At 61.9% G+C, this 22,168-nt stretch carries 24 protein-coding genes and 2 pseudogenes; 13 read left to right on the forward strand and 13 right to left on the reverse strand.

The window, feature by feature from the left end:
* Window positions 1-7: 7 nt before the first annotated feature.
* From M728_RS09800 to M728_RS09825, 6 genes are all read left to right on the forward strand, one after another.
* The gene (locus M728_RS09800; RefSeq protein WP_026621693.1) at window positions 8-673 is read left to right on the forward strand and encodes an HAD family phosphatase; all 666 of its coding nucleotides are present in this window, start codon (window positions 8-10) and stop codon (window positions 671-673) included.
* A gap of 104 nt (window positions 674-777) precedes the next feature.
* Window positions 778-1,752 (forward strand): MBL fold metallo-hydrolase, encoded by a 975-nt coding sequence (locus M728_RS09805; RefSeq protein WP_026621692.1) that lies wholly within the window; start codon window positions 778-780, stop codon window positions 1,750-1,752.
* A 338-nt stretch (window positions 1,753-2,090) separates the two neighbouring features.
* Window positions 2,091-2,765: a MerR family transcriptional regulator gene (locus tag M728_RS09810; RefSeq protein ID WP_026621691.1), complete on the forward strand. Its 675-nt coding sequence runs from the start codon at window positions 2,091-2,093 to the stop codon at window positions 2,763-2,765.
* A 316-nt stretch (window positions 2,766-3,081) separates the two neighbouring features.
* On the forward strand, window positions 3,082-3,327 hold the full coding sequence (locus tag M728_RS09815; protein WP_026621690.1) for a glycine zipper 2TM domain-containing protein: 246 nt from the start codon (window positions 3,082-3,084) through the stop codon (window positions 3,325-3,327).
* A 16-nt stretch (window positions 3,328-3,343) separates the two neighbouring features.
* Window positions 3,344-3,697 carry an EF-hand domain-containing protein gene (locus M728_RS09820; RefSeq protein ID WP_026617703.1) on the forward strand — a complete coding sequence of 118 codons (354 nt, stop codon included), beginning with the start codon at window positions 3,344-3,346 and terminating at the stop codon, window positions 3,695-3,697.
* Window positions 3,698-3,902: 205 nt separating this feature from the next.
* The gene (locus M728_RS09825; protein ID WP_026621689.1) at window positions 3,903-4,529 is read left to right on the forward strand and encodes a LysE family translocator; all 627 of its coding nucleotides are present in this window, start codon (window positions 3,903-3,905) and stop codon (window positions 4,527-4,529) included.
* Between the two features lie 19 nt (window positions 4,530-4,548).
* Here the strand turns inward: M728_RS09825 and M728_RS09830 are convergent, their stop codons facing one another.
* Window positions 4,549-5,676, reverse strand: coding sequence for an ATP-dependent RecD-like DNA helicase (locus tag M728_RS09830; RefSeq protein ID WP_026621688.1), 1,128 nt, complete (start codon window positions 5,674-5,676; stop codon window positions 4,549-4,551).
* A 278-nt stretch (window positions 5,677-5,954) separates the two neighbouring features.
* Here M728_RS09830 and M728_RS09835 point away from each other — a divergent pair, with 278 nt between their 5' ends.
* The 4 genes from M728_RS09835 to M728_RS09850 all read left to right on the forward strand — a co-directional run bounded on the left by M728_RS09835 (window position 5,955) and on the right by M728_RS09850 (window position 8,911).
* Window positions 5,955-7,043 (forward strand): AbrB family transcriptional regulator, encoded by a 1,089-nt coding sequence (locus M728_RS09835; protein WP_026621687.1) that lies wholly within the window; start codon window positions 5,955-5,957, stop codon window positions 7,041-7,043.
* Window positions 7,044-7,195: 152 nt separating this feature from the next.
* Window positions 7,196-7,570 carry a hypothetical protein gene (locus M728_RS09840; protein ID WP_026621686.1) on the forward strand — a complete coding sequence of 125 codons (375 nt, stop codon included), beginning with the start codon at window positions 7,196-7,198 and terminating at the stop codon, window positions 7,568-7,570.
* Window positions 7,554-8,108 carry an RNA polymerase sigma factor gene (locus tag M728_RS09845; RefSeq protein ID WP_026621685.1) on the forward strand — a complete coding sequence of 185 codons (555 nt, stop codon included), beginning with the start codon at window positions 7,554-7,556 and terminating at the stop codon, window positions 8,106-8,108. Before M728_RS09840 ends, M728_RS09845 begins: the two co-directional genes overlap by 17 nt.
* On the forward strand, window positions 8,105-8,911 hold the full coding sequence (locus M728_RS09850; RefSeq protein WP_026621684.1) for an anti-sigma factor: 807 nt from the start codon (window positions 8,105-8,107) through the stop codon (window positions 8,909-8,911). Before M728_RS09845 ends, M728_RS09850 begins: the two co-directional genes overlap by 4 nt.
* A gap of 59 nt (window positions 8,912-8,970) precedes the next feature.
* On the opposite strand, the pseudogene M728_RS09855 reads toward M728_RS09850, so the two are convergent.
* The 6 genes and pseudogenes from M728_RS09855 to M728_RS09880 all read right to left on the reverse strand — a co-directional run.
* Window positions 8,971-9,357 (reverse strand): annotated as a pseudogene (locus tag M728_RS09855) (nitrile hydratase accessory protein); the annotation flags it as partial.
* Window positions 9,326-9,985 (reverse strand): nitrile hydratase subunit beta, encoded by a 660-nt coding sequence (gene nthB / locus M728_RS09860; protein WP_026621683.1) that lies wholly within the window; start codon window positions 9,983-9,985, stop codon window positions 9,326-9,328. The pseudogene M728_RS09855 and the gene nthB, both read right to left, overlap by 32 nt.
* Window positions 9,982-10,617 carry a nitrile hydratase subunit alpha gene (gene nthA, locus M728_RS09865; protein WP_026621682.1) on the reverse strand — a complete coding sequence of 212 codons (636 nt, stop codon included), beginning with the start codon at window positions 10,615-10,617 and terminating at the stop codon, window positions 9,982-9,984. The genes nthB and nthA overlap by 4 nt, the downstream gene beginning before the upstream one ends.
* 80 nt (window positions 10,618-10,697) lie before the next feature.
* Window positions 10,698-11,291, reverse strand: coding sequence for a LysE family translocator (locus tag M728_RS09870; protein ID WP_026621681.1), 594 nt, complete (start codon window positions 11,289-11,291; stop codon window positions 10,698-10,700).
* 250 nt (window positions 11,292-11,541) lie between these two features.
* Window positions 11,542-11,769: a hypothetical protein gene (locus M728_RS09875; RefSeq protein ID WP_026621680.1), complete on the reverse strand. Its 228-nt coding sequence runs from the start codon at window positions 11,767-11,769 to the stop codon at window positions 11,542-11,544.
* A 139-nt stretch (window positions 11,770-11,908) separates the two neighbouring features.
* Window positions 11,909-12,118, reverse strand: a complete 210-nt coding sequence (locus tag M728_RS09880; protein WP_026617714.1) for a cold-shock protein — start codon at window positions 12,116-12,118, stop codon at window positions 11,909-11,911.
* A 340-nt stretch (window positions 12,119-12,458) separates the two neighbouring features.
* Here M728_RS09880 and M728_RS09885 point away from each other — a divergent pair, with 340 nt between their 5' ends.
* Entirely contained in the window at window positions 12,459-13,304 is an 846-nt protein-coding gene (locus tag M728_RS09885) for an aldo/keto reductase (protein WP_026621679.1), read from the forward strand.
* Between the two features lie 307 nt (window positions 13,305-13,611).
* Here M728_RS09885 and ilvN read toward each other — a convergent pair whose 3' ends face one another.
* Both ilvN and M728_RS09895 read right to left on the reverse strand, forming a co-directional pair.
* Entirely contained in the window at window positions 13,612-14,184 is a 573-nt protein-coding gene (gene ilvN / locus M728_RS09890) for an acetolactate synthase small subunit (protein ID WP_026621678.1), read from the reverse strand.
* Between the two features lie 22 nt (window positions 14,185-14,206).
* The gene (locus M728_RS09895) at window positions 14,207-15,985 is read right to left on the reverse strand and encodes an acetolactate synthase 3 large subunit (protein WP_026621677.1); all 1,779 of its coding nucleotides are present in this window, start codon (window positions 15,983-15,985) and stop codon (window positions 14,207-14,209) included.
* 355 nt (window positions 15,986-16,340) lie between these two features.
* On the opposite strand from M728_RS09895, the gene M728_RS09900 reads away from it, so the two are divergent.
* Window positions 16,341-18,350 carry an ATP-binding protein gene (locus tag M728_RS09900; RefSeq protein WP_034883962.1) on the forward strand — a complete coding sequence of 670 codons (2,010 nt, stop codon included), beginning with the start codon at window positions 16,341-16,343 and terminating at the stop codon, window positions 18,348-18,350.
* Window positions 18,351-18,380: 30 nt separating this feature from the next.
* Here the strand turns inward: M728_RS09900 and M728_RS09905 are convergent.
* From M728_RS09905 to M728_RS09915, 3 genes and pseudogenes are all read right to left on the reverse strand, one after another.
* A pseudogene (locus tag M728_RS09905) lies at window positions 18,381-18,836 on the reverse strand (LLM class flavin-dependent oxidoreductase); the annotation flags it as partial.
* Window positions 18,837-18,917: 81 nt separating this feature from the next.
* Window positions 18,918-19,391, reverse strand: a complete 474-nt coding sequence (locus M728_RS09910) for an AtaL-like protein (RefSeq protein ID WP_026621674.1) — start codon at window positions 19,389-19,391, stop codon at window positions 18,918-18,920.
* A 33-nt stretch (window positions 19,392-19,424) separates the two neighbouring features.
* Entirely contained in the window at window positions 19,425-20,294 is an 870-nt protein-coding gene (locus tag M728_RS09915; RefSeq protein ID WP_026621673.1) for an SDR family oxidoreductase, read from the reverse strand.
* Window positions 20,295-20,393: 99 nt separating this feature from the next.
* Between M728_RS09915 and M728_RS09920 the strand changes: the two genes are divergently transcribed.
* Window positions 20,394-21,284: a LysR family transcriptional regulator gene (locus M728_RS09920; protein ID WP_026621672.1), complete on the forward strand. Its 891-nt coding sequence runs from the start codon at window positions 20,394-20,396 to the stop codon at window positions 21,282-21,284.
* A 178-nt stretch (window positions 21,285-21,462) separates the two neighbouring features.
* Here the strand turns inward: M728_RS09920 and M728_RS09925 are convergent, their stop codons facing one another.
* Complete coding sequence (locus M728_RS09925) at window positions 21,463-21,834, reverse strand: FGGY-family carbohydrate kinase (protein WP_084044603.1); 372 nt, start codon at window positions 21,832-21,834, stop codon at window positions 21,463-21,465.
* Window positions 21,835-22,168: the final 334 nt, after the last annotated feature.

The raw sequence follows: 22,168 nt of genomic DNA on the forward strand, positions 1-22,168 counted from the left end.
CACCATCATGCCCCTGCCCCGGATCCCGCAAGCCATCATCTTCGATATGGATGGCCTGATCTTCGATACGGAAGTTCTGTACCGCGACGCCGTGTTGAGCGCGGCCCGCTCGCACGGGCGCGAAATGCCCGTTTCCCTTTACCTCGAAACGATCGGCCTGTCTGGCGAGGCGACACGCGTGCTGTTCCGGGACCATTTCGGCCACCATTTCGATTTCGATCGTTTCTGGTCGCATGCTGTCGATCTCTTCCATGAAATGGCCGACACGCGATTGGGTTTGAAGCCGGGCGTTGTCGAGCTGCTCGACCTGCTGGACGAGAAGAAACTGCCGCGTGCGATCGCCACGTCTTCACGCCACCAGGACGTGAAGCACCACCTGGCGTTCCACGCCCTTGAGCAACGGTTCAGTGCTGTGGTCGCCCACGGCGACTATGAGCGCGGCAAGCCACATCCCGATCCGTTTCTGAAGGCAGCGGCATGCCCGGGCGTAGAGCCCGAATTCTGCCTTGCCTTGGAGGATTCCCACAACGGCATCCGCTCTGCATCCTCCGCAGGCATGATGACGATCATGGTTCCGGATCTGCTTCCGCCGACTGAGGAAACTCGCGGGCTGTGCATGCATGTGGCCCCTGATCTCCACACTGTCGGAAGCATGCTCCGCGCGATCCGATAACCGTCGTTTGCGCAGGCGCCGATCATGGCCCGGCATACAAAGTACTGCATTTTGAATGGCTTCAAACCTCGCCGTTCGCGAGCGTTGGATCAAGGAGAGAACACATGACCACACGCAGATCAGTCCTCAAGGGAACGCTTTCCTTCATGCTGGCGGCGACGGCGATGACGACGCTTGCCCCATTCGGCGCCGCCGCCAAGGCGCCGCAGGTCAAGACACAGGCTCCCGGCTTCTATCGGATGATGCTCGGCGATTTCGAGATCACGGCGCTTTCCGACGGGACGGTGAAGTTTCCGGCGGAAGCCCTCTACGTCGGTGCACAGGACCAGATCGCCGCCCTGTTGACGAAAGCATTTCTCGCCTCGCCGGTGGAAATGTCGGTCAATGCCTTTCTCATCAACGCCAACGAACGACTGGTCCTGATCGATGTCGGCACCGGCGGCTTCTTCGGCCCTACGCTCGGCAAGGTCGTGCCCAATCTGATCGCCGCCGGCTACCAGCCGGAACAGGTCGACGACATCATCCTTACCCATGCCCATGTAGACCATCTTGGCGGCCTCGTCGCTGGGGAAAAGATCGTCTTCCCGAATGCAGCCGTCCACCTCAACAAGCGGGACGCCGATTTCTGGCTGTCGCCGGCCAATCGCGACGCGGCGCCGGCAGCAAAGAAAGACTTCTTTGCTGCCGCGGTAAAGGCGCTCGCACCTTATCGCGAAGCGGGCAAGCTGAATGTCTTTGTGGATGGGGCCGAACCCGTTCCGGGTTTCAAGACCACTCTGCGCGCCGGTCATACGCCCGGCCACAGTGCGGTTGCGGTGGAGAGCAAGGGCCAGAAGATGGTTTTCTGGGGTGACATCACTCACGGCGACGTCGTTCAGTTCGACGAACCGGATGTGACCATCGGCTTCGACGAGGATGCCGGGGCGGCCGCAAGCGCGCGCGACGCGGCCTTCGCCGAGGCTGTTCAACAGGGTTATCTCGTGGCCGGTGCGCATACGCGTTTTCCCGGCATCGGCCATGTCCGCACGGACAGTGACAATTTCGACTGGGTGCCCGTCAACTACAGCACGGCGCTCTAACCCGCGACGATCACCGGCCCACCCCGTTCGATGCGCGACATCGCGTCCGAACGGGGTGGCGTAGCGAGCCACGCCCCGCATGATCGGGGCTGTTCATTTCGGTGATTCGCGCTTACCGTGAACAGGTGCGCTGGATTTTTATGTCTGGTTGCTCGTTCACGAGAACGCGCAAGGAAGCGCCAGCCCGCAAACGACCGCGCACGCTGTCTGGTGCGAAGGCCTGGAGAGGGCAAGCACATTGGTTTTGAGTAGCCGTGCCGTATGCACGGCGTGTCTCGCGAAGCGCCAGGCCGCGTCTCATGAAGAGACTGCCGGCGCCGCCGAACCGGGGGCTCAAAATGTCGCAAGATTCATTGAAGTACGTCGACTCCGGAGACGCGCCGAACGCGGCCGGTTTTCTGCCCAAACTGCCCATTCCCTATCATGGCACGGAAGACCGGCTTGCCATCGCGGAAATGGCGGAGGCCTTCGGCGTGACTCACCGCACGCTCCACTTCTATGAGGAGAAGGGCCTGCTGCACGCAGCGCGAATGGGGCCGATGCGCGTCTACGGCGAGGCCCAAATGCGCCGAATGGCGGTGATCAATGCCTGCCGGGAAATCGATATGCCGATCGCTGCGATCCAGGAACTGCTGGCCGCTCTCGACGGCGCGGGCAGCCAGAAGGAGGCCGACCGGCTGTTCGAAGCGACGCTTCGGGCGCGCCGCCGGGAGCTCGCCGCCCAGCAATCGATCCTGCGCCGCCAGATGCAGCGTATAGCCGAGCTTCTCGAAGAAGGAGCCGTCGGCGATGCAGATCCGCAAAATGGGAACATTCATCTCTCGCCGCTCGAAACGGAATGTCTCGGCTTCATGGCCGAAGGCCACCCCGCAGCACACATCGCCCGGCTGATGGACATGGACCTGACGGCGGCGCTTACGCTCGAATCCGGCATCATTCGAAAGTTCGGTGCCCACAACCGTTTTCAGGCCGTCGCCAAGGCCGTGCTCGCCGGTATGATCGCATCGGAATAGATGCCGAGCGGAAATATGAGGCCGCCCCTGAGGTCCGGGTCCTGCATCACGGCCGACATCATCTGTTGCCATTGGTGATCAGTGTTCAAATGACCTGAGAGTTGTCTTAGTCCTTGCGCAGCGCTAGTATTTGCCGGCAGTTCTGTACGTCTTTCTCGACAGGCTGCGTGTTTTGCCAGCGAGCTGCTTCTGATCGCACAGAACAACCTCTCGTCCGTCGAGAGCCATATTCAGAAGCTTATTTTCGTCCGACGCCACTCGAATGGCGCCTCCGCCGATCTGTCTTAAACACGAACGGATATACTTGGAGGAAAAGATGAGCAATCGCACGATCACTCTCACTCTCGCAGGCTGCCTCGCCTTGTCTGGCTGCCAATCTGGCACCATAACAGGAGCGACCGGACGCACTGCCGAGTTCGGTTGCATCGCCGGTACGGTCGGCGGCGCAGTTGTCGGCGGACTGGCCGGCGCGACCATCGGCTCGGGGACCGGTCAGCTCTGGGCGGTTGGCGGCGGCGCCGTGCTCGGCAGCGCGGCCGGCAGTGCCTTGACCTGCGCTTGAAGCGAGGACCGGAATGATGAAAAGACTAGTCCTGATGACGGCATTCGCCGTTCTCGCAGCCGTTACGGCTGCGGCGCAGAACCAGCCGGTTGCCATGAACCAAGGCCAAATGGATCGGCTCGACCGTGACAAGAGCGGCGCGGTCGACCGATCCGAATACCAGGCTTTCATGACGGCAGCCTTCGCGAATCTGGACAGGAACAAGGACGGCAGCTTGCGCTCCGAAGAAGTGGCACAGGTCCTGAACGCGCAGCAGTTTGCCGCCACCGACGCCAACAGTGACGGCAGGATCAGCCAGAACGAGTTCCTGAACAGGGTGATGGCTGACTTCAAATCTGCCGACCGCAGCGGCGATGGCAGTCTGCAGTAGCCGAGGACCTGCTGACCCCGATTGTGTTTCAGGGACAGCAACACGGCGGCAAATCAACGGCGCCGCCAGCAGGGCCGACTTAGAAGCGGGCCGTAACGGTCCGCCTTTCTAAGCGGGGCGCACGCCGGCAACTTCTCATTGTAGACGCCAGGCCTACCTTCGTTATAGTCGAGCGTCGTTTGCCGACACCGCGGAGGAAAAAACGTTGCCGTCGACCGGATTATTGATCACCTTCTTCATCACCACGGCCGTTTTCGCCTATATTCCGGGGCCGGCCATGCTCTATGCCGCAGCACAGACGCTGGCGCGTGGTCGCTGGTCCGGGCTGATGGCTGCGTTTGGTATTCACATCGGCGGCTATGTACACGTCGCTGCGGCCGCTGCCGGACTGTCGGTCCTCTTCCATGCCGTGCCCACGCTGTATCTCGTCGTCAAATTGGCCGGTGCCGCCTATCTGATCTGCCTCGGAATCGCTCTCTTTCGCCGCAAATCTCAGGGGCCGCTGCCGGAATTCAGTGTGAAACCCGGTCGCCGCGCCTTCTTTGAGAGCGTCGTCGTCGAGGTCCTGAACCCGAAGACCGCCATATTCTTCGTCGCCTTCCTGCCGCAGTTCATCGACGCGTCTGCAGCCCTCCCTGTCTGGGCCCAGTTCGTTATACTTGGAGCGATCGTCAACTTGATGTTCTCGTCGGCAGACGTCGCCTGCGTCATGCTCGCGGCTGTAGTTATATCGAATTTGAAGCGGTCCAGCCGCGTGGAGCGCCTCGTCCAACGCGCCGGCGGGGCGACCCTCATCGGGTTGGGAGCCCATCTTGCCTTCCAGAAAGGCTAAAGGCTGATCCGCCGGAACGCTATCGAACGATCGTCAGCCGCTCCGCAGCCCGCGTGATCGCCGTGTAGAGCCAGCGCTCGCGCGTGTCGCGGAAGGCCCAGCTTTCGTCGAAGAGCACCACATTGTTCCATTGCGAGCCCTGCGCCTTGTGCACCGTCAGCGCGTAGCCGTAGTCGAACTCGTCGTAGCGTTTGCGGGTTGACCAGGGGAGCTCCCCTTCCACGTCCTCGAAGGCCGCTTTCAGGAGTTTGATCTTCGCCGCACCGCGGTCCATGTCGTCGTCTTCGGGGCGGATCATCAGATTGATGCCCGGCTTCACGGTTTCCTTCGACGAGCTCATCACCTGCCAGAGCGAGCCGTTGAGCAGCCCTTTGGCCGGATCGTTGCGAAGGCAGACGAGTTTGTCGCCGGACTGAGGATATTCGCTGGTAAAGCCCTTAAGCTCGCGAAGCCGCTGGTTGTAGCGCCGCCGCGTCCGGTTGGTGCCGACCAGCACCTGATCGGCGTCCAGGACCAGCGGCTGCGTCACCTCGCCCTTGGAGATGACCTGCGCAGTACCATAGTCGCCATGCATGATCTCCTTGCGCTCGCGCACATGCATGGCGAGTTGGATGATCGGATTGTCCCGCGCCTGGCGATGGATTTCCGTCAGAAGATAGTCCGGCTCGTGGTTGGTGAAATAGCCCCCGCCCGAGACCGGCGGCAATTGTCCAGGATCGCCGAGAACGAGGATCGGCGTGCCGAAGCTCATCAGGTCCTTGCCGAGCGCCTCGTCCACCATCGAGCATTCGTCGACGATGATCAGAGCGGCTTTCGCGACGGGGCTCTGCCGGTTGATCGCAAACATCGGCGCGATCGAGGTCTTGCCGGTCTCCTCGTCCTCCACCTCTTCCTCGCCGCGCGGCCGGTAGATCAGCGAATGGATGGTCTTGGCGCTACTGGCTCCCTTCGAGCGCAGCACTTGCGCGGCTTTGCCGGTGAAGGCGGCAAACAGCACCTCGCCGTCCACATGCTCGGCAAAATGGCGGGCGAGCGTCGTCTTGCCGGTTCCGGCATAGCCGAACAGCCGGAAAAGCGGCGAACGGCCCTCCTTCAGCCAGCGCGAAACGGCCTTCAAGGCCTCATCCTGTTGCGGAGCGAACTGCATGACCCGCAGTGTCAGGATTCGGGCGGCGCGCGCAAGTGCCGATTTGGCGATCAGCCGTTCCTGTCGATTCCGTGGCAGCACCATTCCGCGAAATTCCATGCGGCGCCAAGGTGATGATTCAGCTCCAAGCAGCGGCCTTTCGGGGCCACTCTGGCAAAGCCGGTGTGGCACTTTTTTGCACCGCACCTTGAATCGAGGCTGTCAGTGCTGCTAACCGGTGATCGGCTGCATACAGTGTGCACGAACATCGATGCGCCAGCGCCTGCCGGAGAATGCCCTTGAAGCCGGAACAGCCATCAATACCGATGCCGCCCGGAAGGACCGGGCTGGGTCGCCTGTCGCCCTTATGGCAATGGTGCCTGCTTGCCCTGCTATCGGGAGTTTTTGCCGCGGTCTTCGAAACGATCGGCATTCCCGCCGGCCTTCTGATGGGACCGATGGCCGCCGGCGCACTTGTCGGCATGAATGGCGGTACGATCCGCCTGCCGCGGCAACTCTTCTTCTGCGTGCAGTTCGTCCTGGCGATGATGATCGCCGGCTCCATGAGCCCGGACCTCCTCGTGACCTTTTCGGGCAACTGGCCTCTGTTTCTCGCAATCATTCTCTCCGTGATCGGCATGAGCACGCTTTGCGGTTGGACCATCACGCGAATGGGCATCCTGCCCGGCACGACCGCGATCTGGGGCTCATCGGCCGGTGCTGCCTCGACAATGCTGCTGATGGCCGACGCCTATGGTGCGGATGCCCGTCTCGTCGCCTTCATGCAATATCTGCGCGTCGTCGTCGTCGCGAGTGCAGCGACCATGATCGCGCATCTCTGGGTGAGCGGCGCCGAGGCCGAGACCGCAGCCGGCTGGTTCGCGCCGGTCGCCGGCCTCCCTTTCCTCATGACGCTTGCCGTGGGCATCGTCAGCGGCTTCCTCGGCAGGGTGCTGCGCGTGCCGGCCGGCGCCTTCCTCTTCCCCTTCGCCATCGGCTCGGCGCTTAGCATCACCGGCACGATGACGATCGAGCTGCCGCAATGGCTGCTGGCGCTTTCATTTGCCCTGCTCGGTTGGAACATCGGTCTAGGCTTCACCCGAACGATCCTGGCGCACGCCCGGCGCGCCCTGGTGCCGACAGTCATCTCCATCCTCGTGCTGATGTCCTTTTCCGGGCTTCTGGCTCTGTTGCTCATAAAGGTGGCGGGGATCGATCCGCTGACGGCCTATCTCGCCACCAGTCCCGGCGGCCTCGATTCGATCGCCGTCATCGCCGCCTCCAGCAATGTCGACCTCCCCTTTGTCATGGCGCTGCAGACGGCCCGCCTGCTGATCATCACCTTGATTGGCCCGCCGCTCGCCCGCTTCGTCGCCGACCGGGCCTGACAGCCACCGTCCCACGCGGAGCAAACCGCGCCTTCTCCGCCTGCCGCAACCCTCGCGGGCGCTCGGGGAATAAATCCGCCATGCGTCGTGTCTCATCTGTGGACCCGCCAGAGCGCGGTTCTGCTTCAGAAACACTTTGAGGAAGAATCCCCATGAGAACGTTTCCATTAGCCATCGCCATTTTGCTTGCCACGGCCGCTGCCGCTCTCGCCGCGCCGCCGGTCAAGACAGTCGAGAGCGAAAAGGGCCCCGTTCTCGCAGCAGCGAACGGCATGACGCTTTACACCTACAGGGATGACCAGAAGGGCGTTTCGACCTGCTATGATCAATGCGCCAAGAACTGGCCCCCCTTCATGGTCGAAGGCAATGCGACCGCTGAAGGACCCTATACGATCGTCGAGCGCAAGGATGGCAGCAAGCAATGGGCGAAGGACGGCATGCCCCTTTATTTCTGGGTCAAGGACAAGAAAATGGGTGACATCACCGGCGACGGTGTGAAGGGCGAGTGGGATGTCGCACGGCCGTGACGGTCCGGAAACGGGTTCGGGAGCGGGCTTCCCCGCTCCCGATGCCTTTGAACGAGATGTCCTCGCCTTGATGCCGGCGCTAAGGCGCTATTCGCGCAGCCTCGCGCGCTCCGACGCGGACGGCGAGGATCTGCTGCAAGATTGCGTCGAGAAGGTGTTGGCGCGGCGCGCGCAATGGCGCGGCGTCAATCTGCGCGCCTGGGCTTTCACCATCATGACCAATCTCTACCGCAACCGCCACCGCCGCCAGGCGCAACATCCGGAGGTCGAGTTCGAAGATGCACTCGGCCTTTCGGCTGAGGAGGAGAACGCGGATCCGTTGGAACGGCAGCGTCTGCAGCGCGCGCTGGACAGGCTGTCGACCGACAGTCGCGCGGTGCTGATGCTCGTGGTGATCGAGGGATATCGCTACCAGGACGTGGCCGACATGATGGCGATCCCCATCGGGACGGTGATGTCCCGCCTCTCGCGCGCCCGGCGCCAACTCGCAGAAGCGATGAAGGATGACAATGTGATTGCCCTGCGGAGACCGAAATGACCGACGAATTCGACAGCGTCTCCGAAGACGAGCTGCACGCCTATGTCGATGGCCATCTGAGCCAGCCGGAGCGCGGGCGCATCGAAGCCTGGTTGGAGAGACATCCCGCCCGGGCCGAGGAGGTGCGTGAGTGGCAGGCGCAGGCGCAAACGTTGAAGCAGCATTTTGCCTCCTATGCCCGCAGCGACGAAGGCGACCGCGCCCTGATCTCGGCTCGTCGGCCAACGGCGGGTCCGGCATCCTCCGCGTCCCTGCTGCGGCGCATCGCCGCCGGCCTCCTGATGTTTGCCGCTGGGGCCCTCGCCGGCGCTTATGCGCCACGCTTCATCGCCCCGGACGCCCCGTCTCAGGGCGAACGGCTGAACGAGTCGCTGCCTCGCCAGGCGCAATCCGCTTTCCTGATCTACGCGAGCGAGGTGCGCCATCCGGTCGAGGTCGGGGCCGACCAGCAGGCGCATCTCGCGACATGGCTCGGCAAACGGCTCGACTACGCGCTGATGATCCCAGACCTGTCGCCCCTCGGCTTTTCGCTCGTCGGCGGCCGCCTCCTTCCGGTCAACGGCAAGGCGGGCGCGATGCTGATGTATGAAGACGGCACCGGACAGCGGCTGACGGTGCTTCTCGGCCGCAACCCCGACAACCGCGAAACGAGTTTCCGCATTGCGAGCGAAGGCGGGATCGAGACCTTCTACTGGATCGATGGCGAGATCGGCTATGCCGTCACCGGGGAGGTGCCACACGAGCTGCTCCAGAAAGTCGCCAGCGAATGCTATCGGCAGTTCGAGGGATCGTCGCCGTCCTGAAGGTGGGTTGCGCTTGAGCGAGACGGTCGCCGGAACGCGCGGCCGTCCACCATCGCTTGCCGTTCCGGGTCGTTGTCCAGCGCGATCGGCTTGCCGTGCGGCGTCGCTTCCGCGGCGCGCTGCCAGCTTTTGGACAGGGTTTCAAGTTCGGGACGGGAGGTGATGGACAGTTCCGTCACCAGACGGCTGAGCGCCGCCACCCAGCAATCGTAATAGTCGCTGCCGTCCGCCTTGCGGCCGGGCCTGTAAAGCTCGGCCGAGAGCGCTTCGGCCCATTCGTTCCAGGAAAACACGCCCTGCTCGTGAAGCCGCACCGTCATTGCGAAGGCGACCGCCTGCCAAGGCTCGGCGAAGACCGGCTCGCCTTCCGGCGATTTCGGCAGTTCCGCCGAGGCGACCAGGGGAGAAGTGAACTTACGCGCGCTCAAGATAGCTCTCCCAGGCATCGATCGAGACGGTGAGCGTCGGGTCTGCGCCCTCGCCCCAGATCTCGCCCGCGTCGAACACGACCGTATAGAGCCATTGCGGGTTCTCGCCCTTGCCATGGGCATTGTCGTCCGGAAAGACGAAGCTCCCCTGCACAGCTTCCACTAAGCCGACCTTGGCGCGCGCATAGCGGGGCAGGCGTGTGTGGGTCTTAGGATTGAAGTTCTTCGTTCGCACCGTGTCGCCGACGGCGAAGCGCGGCGCCTGATCGACCGGCCGGTCGCAGGGTCCGCCTTTGGCGAGAACGCCCGCTACCATTTCGGCCTTCAATATCCGCTTCGGCTCGCGCCCCTTTTCGAGCATGTGGCCCGTGTCGAGCTCGGCCTGGGTGATGAAGCCGTGCCGCCTGAGCAGCGTTTCCAGCGCCCTTATCCATATCTCATAATAACTTGCGGAGAGATAGATCGGCGGCGGCAGGCTTTCGCGTGCGTGCCGGCTTTCATCCAGCGTCCAGGCGCCGAAGGCGCCGCAGGAGAGTGTAATCCCGAGTGCCCGCTTCTCCCATTCGGCGTGGAAATAGGGCTCGTCCTTTTCCGGCGCGATCGGCCCGAGCCCATGCTGCCCGCCGAGATCATGCGGCCCGTTCATCTCGCGGCCTCCGGTGAAAGTGCAAGCCCGGTACCGATCATCGAGTCGCGCGTGACAAGCTCGACCAAAGCGACCTCGCTGAAGCCTTCGGTTCCTTCCGGCCGTTCGGGAACGACGAGGTACCGCAGTTCCGCGGTCGAATCCCAGACGCGGATCTTCTTTTCCGCGGAGAGTTCCAATCCGAATTCCGCGAGCACCCCGCGCGGATCGATGACCGCGCGCGAGCGATAGGGCGGCGCCTTGTACCAGACCGGCGGCAGCCCCAGCACCGCCCAGGGATAGCAGGAGCAGAGCGTGCAGACGACGAGATTGTGGGTGTCGGGCGTGTTGAACACCGCGCGCATGTGCTCGCCCTGCCGTCCGGCGAAGCCGAGGCTGGCGATCGCCGCGGTCGCGTCCCGCTTCAGCCAGTCGGCAAACTGCGGATCGCTCCAGGCCTTGGCGACGACGCGGGCGCCGTTGCGCGGGCCGACCTTCGTCTCATAGGTCTCGACGATTGCGTCAATCGCTTCCGGATCGATCAGCCCCTTTTCCGTCAGCACCGTCTCAAGCGCCTTCACCCGCGCTTCCATGTCGGTGAAATGATTGTCGTGATGGTGACCGTGACCATCGCCATGATGATGCTCGGACATTCCGTGGCTCCTCTGCCGGAAACGCTACTATTCTTAATATATTGGTCCAAAAGCCGGAACTAACCATTGATGGGTCGGTCTTACTTGAGCATCGGCCAGAGGCTGACGACGAGCAGCACGGCCATGGTGATGTTGAACCACTTGAGCCGTGCCGGCTCGGAGAGCCATTGTCTGAGTGCCGAGCCGAACCCGGCCCAGGTCGACACACTCGGCACGTTGACAATCGCGAAGACGAGGCCGACGACGAGCACGCTCATGAGATAGCTGTCGCTGCTGGTATAGGTGGCCATGGCCGAAACCGCCATCACCCACGCCTTCGGGTTCACCCATTGGAAGGCCGCGGCTTGAAGGAAGGTCATCGGCACGGCATTCGCCTTTCCCTCCCCGAGCGAGCGCGAGGTGCTGATCTTCCAGGCGATCCAGACGAGATAGGCCCCGCCAGCAAATTTCAGCGCGGTGTAGAGGAGCGGCATCGAGTGAAGCAGCGCGCCGAGGCCAAGCCCGACGGCAATGAGAAGAACGAAGAAGCCGCCGCCGATTCCGAGCATGTGCGGGATCGTCCGCATGAAGCCGAAATTGACGCCCGAGGCGAACAGCATCATGTTGTTCGGACCCGGCGTGATCGATGTCGTGAAGGCAAACAGGAACAGCGCCAGAAGCGTATCCGGTTGCATGACTTCCTCCCGGACGGCGTGCGCGCCGCGCGGCGGCACCATAAAATCATTGATCTGTCGTGGATTTTTCCGCGAAGCGTGACCCGCTCCGGAGATATTGAGACAGCCTAACTGACCCAAATGCAATGGCCAGCCAAATCTTGTCACGGTGACAAGACCGGAGTGAGGATAACCAACTCACTCGGTGCAACCGTGCACCTCCGTAGAAATCGCGCAATCCCTCGACGCAGATGGAAAGAGCGTGTTCGGCTTACTTGCGTTTCTGCAGCTTTCGTTTTTTTGCAGGCTCGGCGGGAGCGTTCGCCGCCTCGGCGGCTTCCTTTTCCAGGCGCAGCTGCTTCAGGCGCGCCGTCTTCTTCTCGCGGGCCACCGCCTCCTGCTCGTTGATGGCGCGCGCCGCCAGCGTCGCCTGATCCGCTCGATCCGCCGGGTTCTTCTTCTCGGACTTGAAGATACGGTTGGTATTGGCGTTCTTCACGGACGACCTCCTTTCGGATGGAAATAAAAAAGGCCGGGCGAACCCGACCTCCTCATCATCTCAACCTGTCGCTGCCAGTACATCCGTGGTCAACGGTCGGGAGATGACAATCTCGTTGCGAACGAGCATGCGCAAACGCTCAAAGGGCGCGCAGATTTTCGGCGGACGTCTTGCCCGTACGACGATCCTGAGTAAGCTCGAAGCTCACTTTTTGACCGTCCTTCAGTGTGGACATGCCAGCGCGTTCTACCGCAGAGATGTGCACGAACACGTCGGCTGCACCGTCGTCCGGCTGGATAAACCCAAAGCCCTTGGTGCTATTGAACCATTTTACCGTTCCAGAAGCCACTTCGATACCTTTCAATCGCTCATGGAAAAACACCACCGCATTTTCAGCGATGTATTGAAACCGATTTTGTCAGGATTTTCGTGACGACGCGCCGCGGCGCAGAAACAAATATCGTCGATCAAACATCGATAGACGGTATGTAGTCCATAAATGTGTTTGTTACAAGGCGCGATTTTATTTTCTTCTATCTCGCATTCGAAGGTGCTTGCACTCCATCGGCGTCAAAAAGACAGTCGGAGCGCGGGGCCCATCCGCCTACCCGCCACATCGGCGGCGGATGGACATTTTCGGATCGGCCTCTAATCTTCGACAATGGAACAGATTTCAGGACCATTTCCCGATGCATGATCCGATCCCGACCATCACCTTTCCCGATGGCCGCAAGGTTGCCGCCCTCGGCCAAGGCACCTGGCGCATGGGCGAGAACCGGGGGAGAGCCGCAGAAGAAATCCGCAGCCTGCAGGCGGGGCTCGACCTCGGCATGACGCTGATCGACACGGCCGAAATGTACGGCGATGGCGCCGCCGAGCGCATCGTCGGGGAAGCGATCAAGGGACGGCGCGAGGACGCCTTTGTCGTCAGCAAGGTGCTGCCCTCCAATGCCAGCCGCTCGGGCACCCTTGCCGCCTGCGAACGCAGCCTCAACAATCTCGGCATCGATTGCATCGATCTCTATCTTCTGCACTGGCGTGGCGGCTATCCGCTCGCCGACACCGTCGCCGCCTTCGAAGAACTGAAGAAGGCCGGCAAAATCCGCGCCTGGGGCGCCTCGAATTTCGACGTGGAAGACATGGAGGAACTCGAGACCGTACCAGACGGCCGCAACGTCGCGGCCAATCAGGTACTCTACAACCTCGCTCGACGCGGTATCGAATATGACCTTTTGCCTCGGTGCCGCGACCGCGGCGTGCCGATCATGGCCTATTCACCGCTCGACGAGGGTCGCCTGCTGCATAATGCCGATCTGATCCATATCGCCAAGGCTCATCAGGCGACGCCGGCCCAGGTGGCGCTCGCCTTTTTGAAAACGCGCTCAGGCGTCATTTCCATTCCAAAGACGGGTTCCGCCGAACGCGCCCGCGAAAACCGCGACGCGATGGACATCCATCTGACAGATGCAAACCTCGCCGAGCTCGACCGGCTGTTTCCGCCGCCGAGGAGGAAGACACGGCTGGAGATTATCTGAGGCGAGAGCCGCCTGAGGGCCCCTCATCCGGCCTGCCAGCCACCTGCTCCCCGCACGTGGGGCGAAGGGACTCCCGGCGACATCTCATTCTTCACCGCTTCTTTAGACGAAAGTGACGAGGGCGGCGTCCTCGTCCCCTCTCCCCGCCTGCGGGGAAAGGGCTACAGCGCCGTGCGTCTTTTCAGACGCACAAAGGACGCTGTAGCACTTTGAATTGCTGCATGTTTTTGTCCAAATCGGGTACGATTTAAGGAAAACATGCAGTAGGGTGAGGGGCAATCACATCCCTCCCACTCAAGTATATTCCTCACATCCCCTGCGGCCCGCGGTTCATCGCGGCAATACCGGTGCGGCAGACCTCGATCAGACCCAGCGGCTTCATGATGGCGATGAACTGCTCGATCTTGGAAGGCTTGCCCGTGATCTCGAAGACGAAGTGTTCGATGTTGGCGTCGATGACCGAGGCGCGGAAGGCATCGGCAAGCCGCAGCGCTTCGACGCGATGCTCGCCGGAGCCGTGCACCTTGACGAGCGCCAGTTCGCGCTCGATCGGGCGGTCATGGCCGAGGCTTGCGGCGCGCACCGTGAGATCGACGACACGATGGACCGGCACCAGCCGCTCGAGCTGGTTCTTGATCTGCTCAAGCACGTGCGGCGTACCGCGCGTGACGATCGTGATGCGCGACAGATGCGCTTCGTGCTCGGTTTCGGAGACCGTCAGGCTCTCGATGTTGTAGCCGCGGCCCGAGAAGAGGCCGATGACGCGGGCGAGTACGCCCGGCTCGTTGTCGACGAGAACGGAGAGCGTATGCGTCTCGGCAAGCTCGGTCTCCTTGGCGATGAAATAGGCAGAGCCCGTCGGCTGAAGATGTGCACTCATTGTTGTTCCTCTACCCTTTTCATCAAACGAGCTGGCGGCCCTTGGCGTCGATGGCATTCGCGACCGCCTCGTCCGTCGCTTCGTCGGGCAGCAGCATTTCGTTGTGCGCCTTGCCGGAGGGGATCATCGGGAAGCAGTTGGCGAGATTGGCGACGCGGCAGTCGAAGATGACCGGCGCCGGCGTATCGATCATCCGCCGGATTGCGTCATCGAGGTTGCCGGGCTTCTCGCACCGAATGCCGACGCCGCCATAAGCTTCGGCGAGCTTTACGAAATCCGGCATCGCCTCCGTGTAGGAATGCGACAGGCGGTTGCCGTGCAGCAGCTGCTGCCACTGACGGACCATGCCCATATATTGGTTGTTCAGGATGAAGATCTTGACCGGCAGCCCGTATTGGACGGCGCAGGACATTTCCTGGATGCACATCTGGATCGAGGCATCGCCGGCGATGTCGATGACGAGGCTCTCCGGATGGGCGACCTGGACACCGACAGCGGCCGGGAAGCCGTAACCCATGGTGCCGAGGCCGCCCGAAGTCATCCAGCGGTTCGGCTGCTCGAAACCGAAGAACTGCGCCGCCCACATCTGGTGCTGGCCGACCTCGGTGGTGATATAGGTGTCGCGGTCCTTGCTGAGCTCATAGAGCCGCTGGATCGCATATTGAGGCATGATCACGTCGTCGCTTGGCGTATAGGCGAGCGAGTTGCGCGCCCGCCACTTGGCGATCGATCCCCACCAGTCGTCGAGACGCGCCTTGTCGACCGTCTTTGCGGCAGCGCGCCACAGGCGGACCATATCCTCGAGAACATTCGCGACATCGCCGACGATCGGAATATCGACACGGACGTTCTTGTTGATCGAGGACGGATCGATATCGATGTGGATCTTCTTCGAGTTCGGCGAAAAGGCATTGAGGCGGCCGGTGATGCGGTCGTCGAAGCGCGCGCCGATGCAGATCATCACGTCGCAATCGTGCATCGCCATGTTGGCCTCGTAGGTCCCGTGCATGCCGAGCATGCCGAGCCAGTTCTTGCCGGAGGCCGGATAGGCGCCGAGGCCCATCAGCGTCGAGGTGATCGGGAAACCGGTGAGATCGACCAGTTCGCGCAGGAAATGCGACGCCTGCGGCCCGGAATTGATGACGCCGCCGCCGGAATAGATGACCGGCTGGCGGGCCGATTTCATCAGCGCGACCGCCTCCTCGATCTTCTTCAGGTCCCCTTGGGTTTTCGGCTGATAGCTCTTCTGCGTCGGGACGGCGGAAGGCGGCGTATAGGTGCCGGTCGCGAACTGGATGTCCTTCGGTATGTCGACGACGACCGGCCCCGGACGGCCCGACTGCGCAATGCGGAACGCCTCGTGGATGATGCGCGCGAGATCGTTCACGTCCTTGACCAGCCAATTGTGCTTGGTGCAGGGCCGCGTGATGCCGACAGTGTCACATTCCTGGAAGGCGTCCGAGCCGATCAGCGGGGTCGGAACCTGGCCGGAGATGCAGACGAGCGGGATCGAGTCCATCAGCGCGTCTTGCAGCGGCGTGACGGCATTGGTCGCGCCTGGGCCGGAGGTGACCAGCATGACGCCGACCTTGCCGGTGGAGCGGGCATAGCCTTCGGCCATGTGGCCGGCACCCTGCTCGTGACGGACGAGAATGTGTTCGATCTCGTCCTGCTGGAAAATCTCGTCGTAGATCGGAAGCACGGCGCCGCCGGGATAGCCGAAGATGTGTTTGACGCCATTGTCTTTCAGAGCCTGGAGAACGATCTCCGCGCCTGTCATCTGGTTCTCAGTTCCGCTCATTGGCCTGCTTCCGTCCCTCTTTCAGGTTTGGGTGAATTAGCTTGTTTGGAGACATAAAAAAAGGCCCCGTCAGGAGCCTCGTTCAGCGCATGGGTGGCTATTGCCGGATGGTTACACCATCCTGCCCATGCGCTTTCCCACCACAAGAATAACCGCGAAATTTTTCATGGGGCGACTTGATAAACAGAAATCCCCCACCCGTCAACGGCTTTTGGCGCGGCTTAACCTGCACCAAAGCGGTGCAGGACGGCAGTGAGGGCGGGCAACCACTTGTTAAACCGCTGCGGCTACCCTGGAGTGCCGTCAGGAAAACGAACGCCTCCGTGCGCGTTCCTGCCATTCGCCGAGGTGTGTGTTGCTCAATAGTGAAACTCAACGCCCAATCAGCGCCGAAGGGCGGGATCGCCGTGACGGCACCAAGCCGGGTAACCGTTTCCTCGGCCGGGTCGTCGCCTGCAACGGCTCGCGCGCGACGATCGCCGCGGTCGCGGAGAACGGCGAGACGTCGCTCACTGAGCTCTGGTCCGTCGGCAAGCTGATTTCAATTTCCGTCGGCACCAATCGCGTGGTAGCCCTCGTCTATTCGATGCAGACCGTTTCCGAGGGTTGGGGCGAAGAGGCCAACAACACCTTCCGCATCGAGGTCGAACTGATGGGCGAGGTCCACGTCGGGCCGGACGGGCGGGAAGAGTTCTCCGCCGGCATCAGCCGCTATCCCTATCTCGGCGCAATCGCACATCGCATCCGCGCAAGCGACCTCTCCCGCATCTACGACTCGGGACAATCGGACAATTGCGTCATCGGCAAGCTGACGCAGGACGAGAGCCTCGATGCCACGATCCATGTGCCCTCGATGCTCGCCAAACACTTCGCCATCGTCGGCACCACGGGCGTCGGCAAGTCGACGGCCGTGACGCTGCTGCTCAACAAGGCGATCGCCGCAGATCCCAAGCTGCGCGTGCTGATCCTCGACCCGCACAACGAGTTCGCGGCCGCCTTTCCGGATCATGCGGTGGTCATCGAGACGGATACGCTCGACCTGCCCTTCTGGTTCTTCCGGCTCGAAGAATTCGCCGAGGTCATTTTTCGCGGCCGCCCGCCCGTAGCGGAGGAGCTCGACATCCTGCGCGACGTCATACCGGATGCGAAGAAGGCGTTCAGGGGTGGTGAATCGAGCCTGATGCGCCGACAGACCGAGAAGAGCTCGATCACCGCCGATACGCCGGTGCCCTATCGCATCGCCGATCTCCTGGCGATGATCGACGAGCGCATCGGCCGATTGGAGGGACGCGCCGACAAGCCGCATCTGCGTTCGCTCAAGGTCAGGATCGTCTCGGCGATCAACGATCCGCGCTACCATTTCATGTTCTCGCAGAACACGATCACCGACACGATCGAGGACACGATCGCCAAGATCTTCCGCATTCCGGGCGAAGGCAAGCCGATCGCCACCTTCGAACTCGCCGGGATCCCATCGGAGGTCGTCAATTCGGTCGCCTCCGTGCTTTGTCGCATGGCTTTCGAAATCGGCCTCTGGGGCAACGGCGCCATCCACATGCTGGTCGTTTGCGAGGAAGCCCACCGCTATGTACCGGCCGACCCCTCGCTCGGCTTTCTGCCGACACGCCAGGCGATCGCGCGCATAGCCAAGGAGGGCCGCAAATACGGCGTCTCGCTCGGCATCATCACCCAACGGCCCGGCGAGCTCGATCCTACGATCCTGTCGCAGTGCTCGACGGTTTTCGCTATGCGGCTCGCAAACGACCGGGATCAGGAAATCATCCGCTCGGCGATCTCCAATTCGTCGATCTCCACCACCAGCTTCATCTCATCGATCGGCAACGGCGAAGCGATCGCCTTCGGCGAGGCGGTGGCGGTACCGATGCGCATGCGCTTCGATCGCGTCGAGGAAGCGCGGCTGCCGCGGGCCCACGGCATCACCGACCACGTTGACGAGGATGCCGCGTCGAGCGTCGACCTCCGCTCCATCATCGGCCGCATGCGCGCCATCAGCGGGCCGGACATATCGAGCTTCCAGCAGAGCTATCTGGCGGCGGAGAGAATGCGGGAGGACGATCCGTGGAGCGAGAGGACCGAAATGGCACCGGCCGATTGGCCGGCCCAGGAAGGGCCCACATGCGAACCCTATCGGCCCGACATGCTCCCCCGCCCGCCAGAGCTGGCCAATCCGCAGCTCGAGCGCTTCAACCAGATCCGCGAGCAGATCCTGTCCGGACAGGCGGAAAGAGACGTCTCCCAGATGCCGCATGCCTCGCCGCAGCCGCATGCCGGCGAGGCGCGCCGCGAGGGATCGCTGCGTGAAAGTCTTCTGAAGCGCCCGCTCGGAAGCCTGATCCGGAAGTAAGCGGGTAGACATAGTTTCTCTTGAACCTTGGTCGGATCTGATGCCCCGCACGGGATCGCGCTGCACGGCGCCCTCCTCCCAGCTTCCCTCGAAAAGCTTGTAGAGAACCTCGACATATTCGGCGGCCACCTCGTAGCGATTGTCGTGGCTGCGCAGCCCGCCTTGACCAACATTCTTCGCGCCGCTTTCGAGATAGGACGTCACGATATTCCAGGCCCGCCCCTCGTATGGTGGTCGGCTGTCGCCAGCGGCGTGCGAATGTGCAGGGATGTTCAAAGGATGTCGAGGCGGTAATGCCGATGCCGAGGTGCTCGGTCGCAAGGGCGATCGGAGCGGCAAGCTGGATTGGATCGTTGACGGGGATCTGCGCCGCCTGCTCGATCGCATGGTAATTCGAGCCTTTATAGACACCGTAATAACCGATGACATCCGCATGAAGATGCCATCGAAGATGCCGCGTTCCAGCGTTCTCGCAAGATCCTGCCATCAACCAAGCCGCCATCAGTCGAACAGCAATGAAGGACGGCCCCGAATGGCGCCGTCCTGCTAAGGTCCTTGGAGTTCTGGTCAGAGGTTTCCCTCTGCAACAAGTGCGCGTATCCGTTTCAGCGTCGTCAGCAGGGCGGCCCTGTAGCCGTTTTCGCTGGCGAGTTCAGCCTGCTGGGCCTGCTCCTCAAGAGCATTTGGCGCTTTGCCACGTAGGCCCATGTAGCAATAAAAGCGGAGCTGCAGCACACCGTCTTCATCGTCGAACAGCTCGTTGATGATCGCTCCTTCGCGAGGCCCGTCCGCCTGGAAAAAGGTGACCTTGCTTCCGGGGTCAAGCGTGACGATTTCGCGAAGATCAATTCCGCCGATCGTGGCTTCACGCACGAAGTGCGTCGCGTTTTCCTCGACAACTACACAACAGGTGCAGAGACCTGGCGCAAGGAACAAGCGGGCGTCGCGTGCTTTGCGTTCGAGACCCTTCCAAGCCTGAGCACGCGTCAGCCGGGTTTCGCCTTCAGGGTTTACCGGAACAATGGCGGTTGCATAGATCATGATGCAGTCCTTTGGAGAGTGCTGTTGCTGTCGTCAGGATGAAGCCATCGTTTCCTTGGCGAAGTCGTAATATTTTCGAAGCGGACGGCCAAGCAACGTGGTCAGGCGCGCGACGTCGCCAACCTCGGGAAGCATGCCATCCGTCAGGAAGCGTTCGGCCATCAGACGCATGTCGTAGGCCATCCAGGCGGGTACGAACGGCGTGAGATTCTGCTCGAAGCCCTCGGTATTGTCGCCACCATAGGCGATCGGGCGAGCAAGCACATTCGACCAGACGGCAGCGATATCGTCGCCTGTCAGAACCTGGGGGCCGACGAGGTTGATCCGGTCGATGCCGAGCGGTTCCGACGCATGCTCCCGGCGCAAAAGCTCAAGGGCAGCGATCTCGGCGATATCCCGCGCGTCGATCATCGCGAGGCCCTTCGCACCGATTGGCATCGTGTAAGCGCCGTAGCCGGTGATCACGTCCTTGACCATCAGATCATTCTGCATGAAGTAGGCCGGGCGCAGGATCGTCGCCTTGAAGTCCATCTGCTCGATCATCCGCTCGACGCCGAACTTGCCGGCGAAATGCGGGACATTCACATAGACATCGGCATGAATCACCGAGAGGTAGACGATCCGCTCGATGCCAGCCGACCGGGCGACATTGAGGGCGATCAGGGCTTGCGTGAACTCGTCCGGCACCACGGCGTTCAGAAGGAACAGTGTGGAAACACCGGACATGGCGTTCCGCAGAGAATCGACGTCGAGAAAGTCGCCCTGCACGACGGATACGCCATTTGGAAACGTGGTCTTGGACGGGTCGCGGGCGAGAGCGCGCACATCCGCACCCCGTTCGACGAGGTGTTGAACGACCTGACGGCCAATATTGCCCGTGGCGCCTGTGACAAGAATAGTCATGATGTCTCCTGTTGTGTTGCTTGACATCTTTAATGTGTATGGTCCACTACCCGCACGATAGACGGATATTCTGGACACTCCGTCTCATGGGTGGAACAGATGGATCTTCTCGCTCTCGGAGATTTCAACCTTGTTGCCCGTCATGGTGGGTTCGGCAAAGCCGCAAGGGCCACCGGCCGGCCCAAGGCCACCCTGTCGCGGCGCGTCGCAGATCTGGAAAGCAGCCTCGACCTCCGGCTATTCGAGCGGGGCGCGCGGACCTTGAAGCTGACGGAGGAAGGGCGGGCGCTATTCGAGCGGACGGGGCGATTGCTCGCCGAGCTGAACGAAACGGCTTCGGCGATCGCATCCGGTGGGCACACGCCGAAAGGGAAGTTGCGCATCAGCGCGCCGGTGCTTTTCTCCCAAAGCGCGATGGGCAAGATTGCAGCGCAATTTTCACTGAGATATCCGGACGTCAGGCTGGAGGTCACGACGGAGGACCGGCACGTGGACATGATCGAGGAAGGCTACGATCTGGTCATCCGGGTCAATCCCGATCCTGACGAAAGCCTCATCGGACGGGCATTTCTCCGAGACCGGCTGGTCGTGGTGGCAAGCCCTACTCTTCTCCGTCCAAATGAAGGTGTTGCAGCGCCCGGCGTGGTGCGGGGCGCTGGTGAGCCACAGACATGGCGCGTGGTGACACCGGATGGTCCGTCCTCGATTTCGATCGAACCGGTCCTTGGTCTGGCAACCCTCATCATGGTTCGGGATGCGGTGCGGGTCGGGGTCGGCGCTGCCCGCCTTCCCATATCGCTCGTGGCCCAAGATCTTGCGGAAGGGACACTTGTGACGTGGGGAGATATTGACGGTTCTAATATTGCCCTCTGGACGCTCTACCCGTCGCGCCGTTTGCTCAGCTCACGCGTGTCGGCGTTCCTGGAGTTTCTCAAACACGCTTTCCCGAATGGGACACCGGACGAGCTGGCCGCTTACATCGCTCGCTGATGACGCCGGATGGCGTTAGTCCCGTTCCATGCACAAACAGAGCAGCCTGGTGGAAATCGGATGCTTAGCGCTCGATCAATCGTCTCTCCCATGAGACGGGCCGTCTCATTGCGGCGACTTGTGGCACATATTGGAACGAATACCTTCGTCGGGAAGGAGAAACACATGTCCAATCACCTCAAGCCTGCTCATTCCACATTCGAACCGCAAGCCCGTGGCCGCGCCTTACGGCTCCACTCTTACGGTGGTCCCAATTCGCTGATAGTCGATGAGGTAGACGCGCCTGAGCCCGGTCCCGGCAAGGTGCTGGTAAGGGTGATCGCCGCAGCGGCGAATGGCCTCGACTGGCCGACCCGGTGTCCGCGACCGCGCCGCTTGCCACGGAGCCGAGGATCGCCGAGCCGTGCAGGACCGGTTCCTCCGAGCGGGTGGCGACGACGGGCTTGCCGCAGGCATCGGCGAGGATCTGGCGGACCAGATCGTGCTGGCCGGCACCACCGCTGATCACGACACGCTCCACGGGAGCGCCAGCCTCGGTCTGCGTGTCCATGATTTGGTTCCGGCGAGACGCCTAATTTCCTGTGACAAGCACAGCAATCCAACCACGCCGCGAGTGGTTCCTCTTCGAGAAGACTCTGAAAGTCTCGCTCGCCCCGCACAATCGCGAGTTGACAATGCAGTCACGCGGACGAATCCTTTCTGTTGTAGATCTCGTGGACCATGAACAGCTCAGCACATCAAAGGATGCATCGACCACAGCGCCGCGCGTCTTATCAGACGCGCAAAGGTCGCTGTAGCGCTTTGAATTGCTGCATGTCTCCTTAAATCGAGGTCGATTTAAGGAGACATGCAGTAGGCAGGCAGTAGCGACAGTCCCCCGGGGA

This window comes from Ensifer sp. WSM1721, assembly GCF_000513895.2.
Taxonomy (GTDB): Bacteria; Pseudomonadota; Alphaproteobacteria; order Rhizobiales; family Rhizobiaceae; genus Sinorhizobium.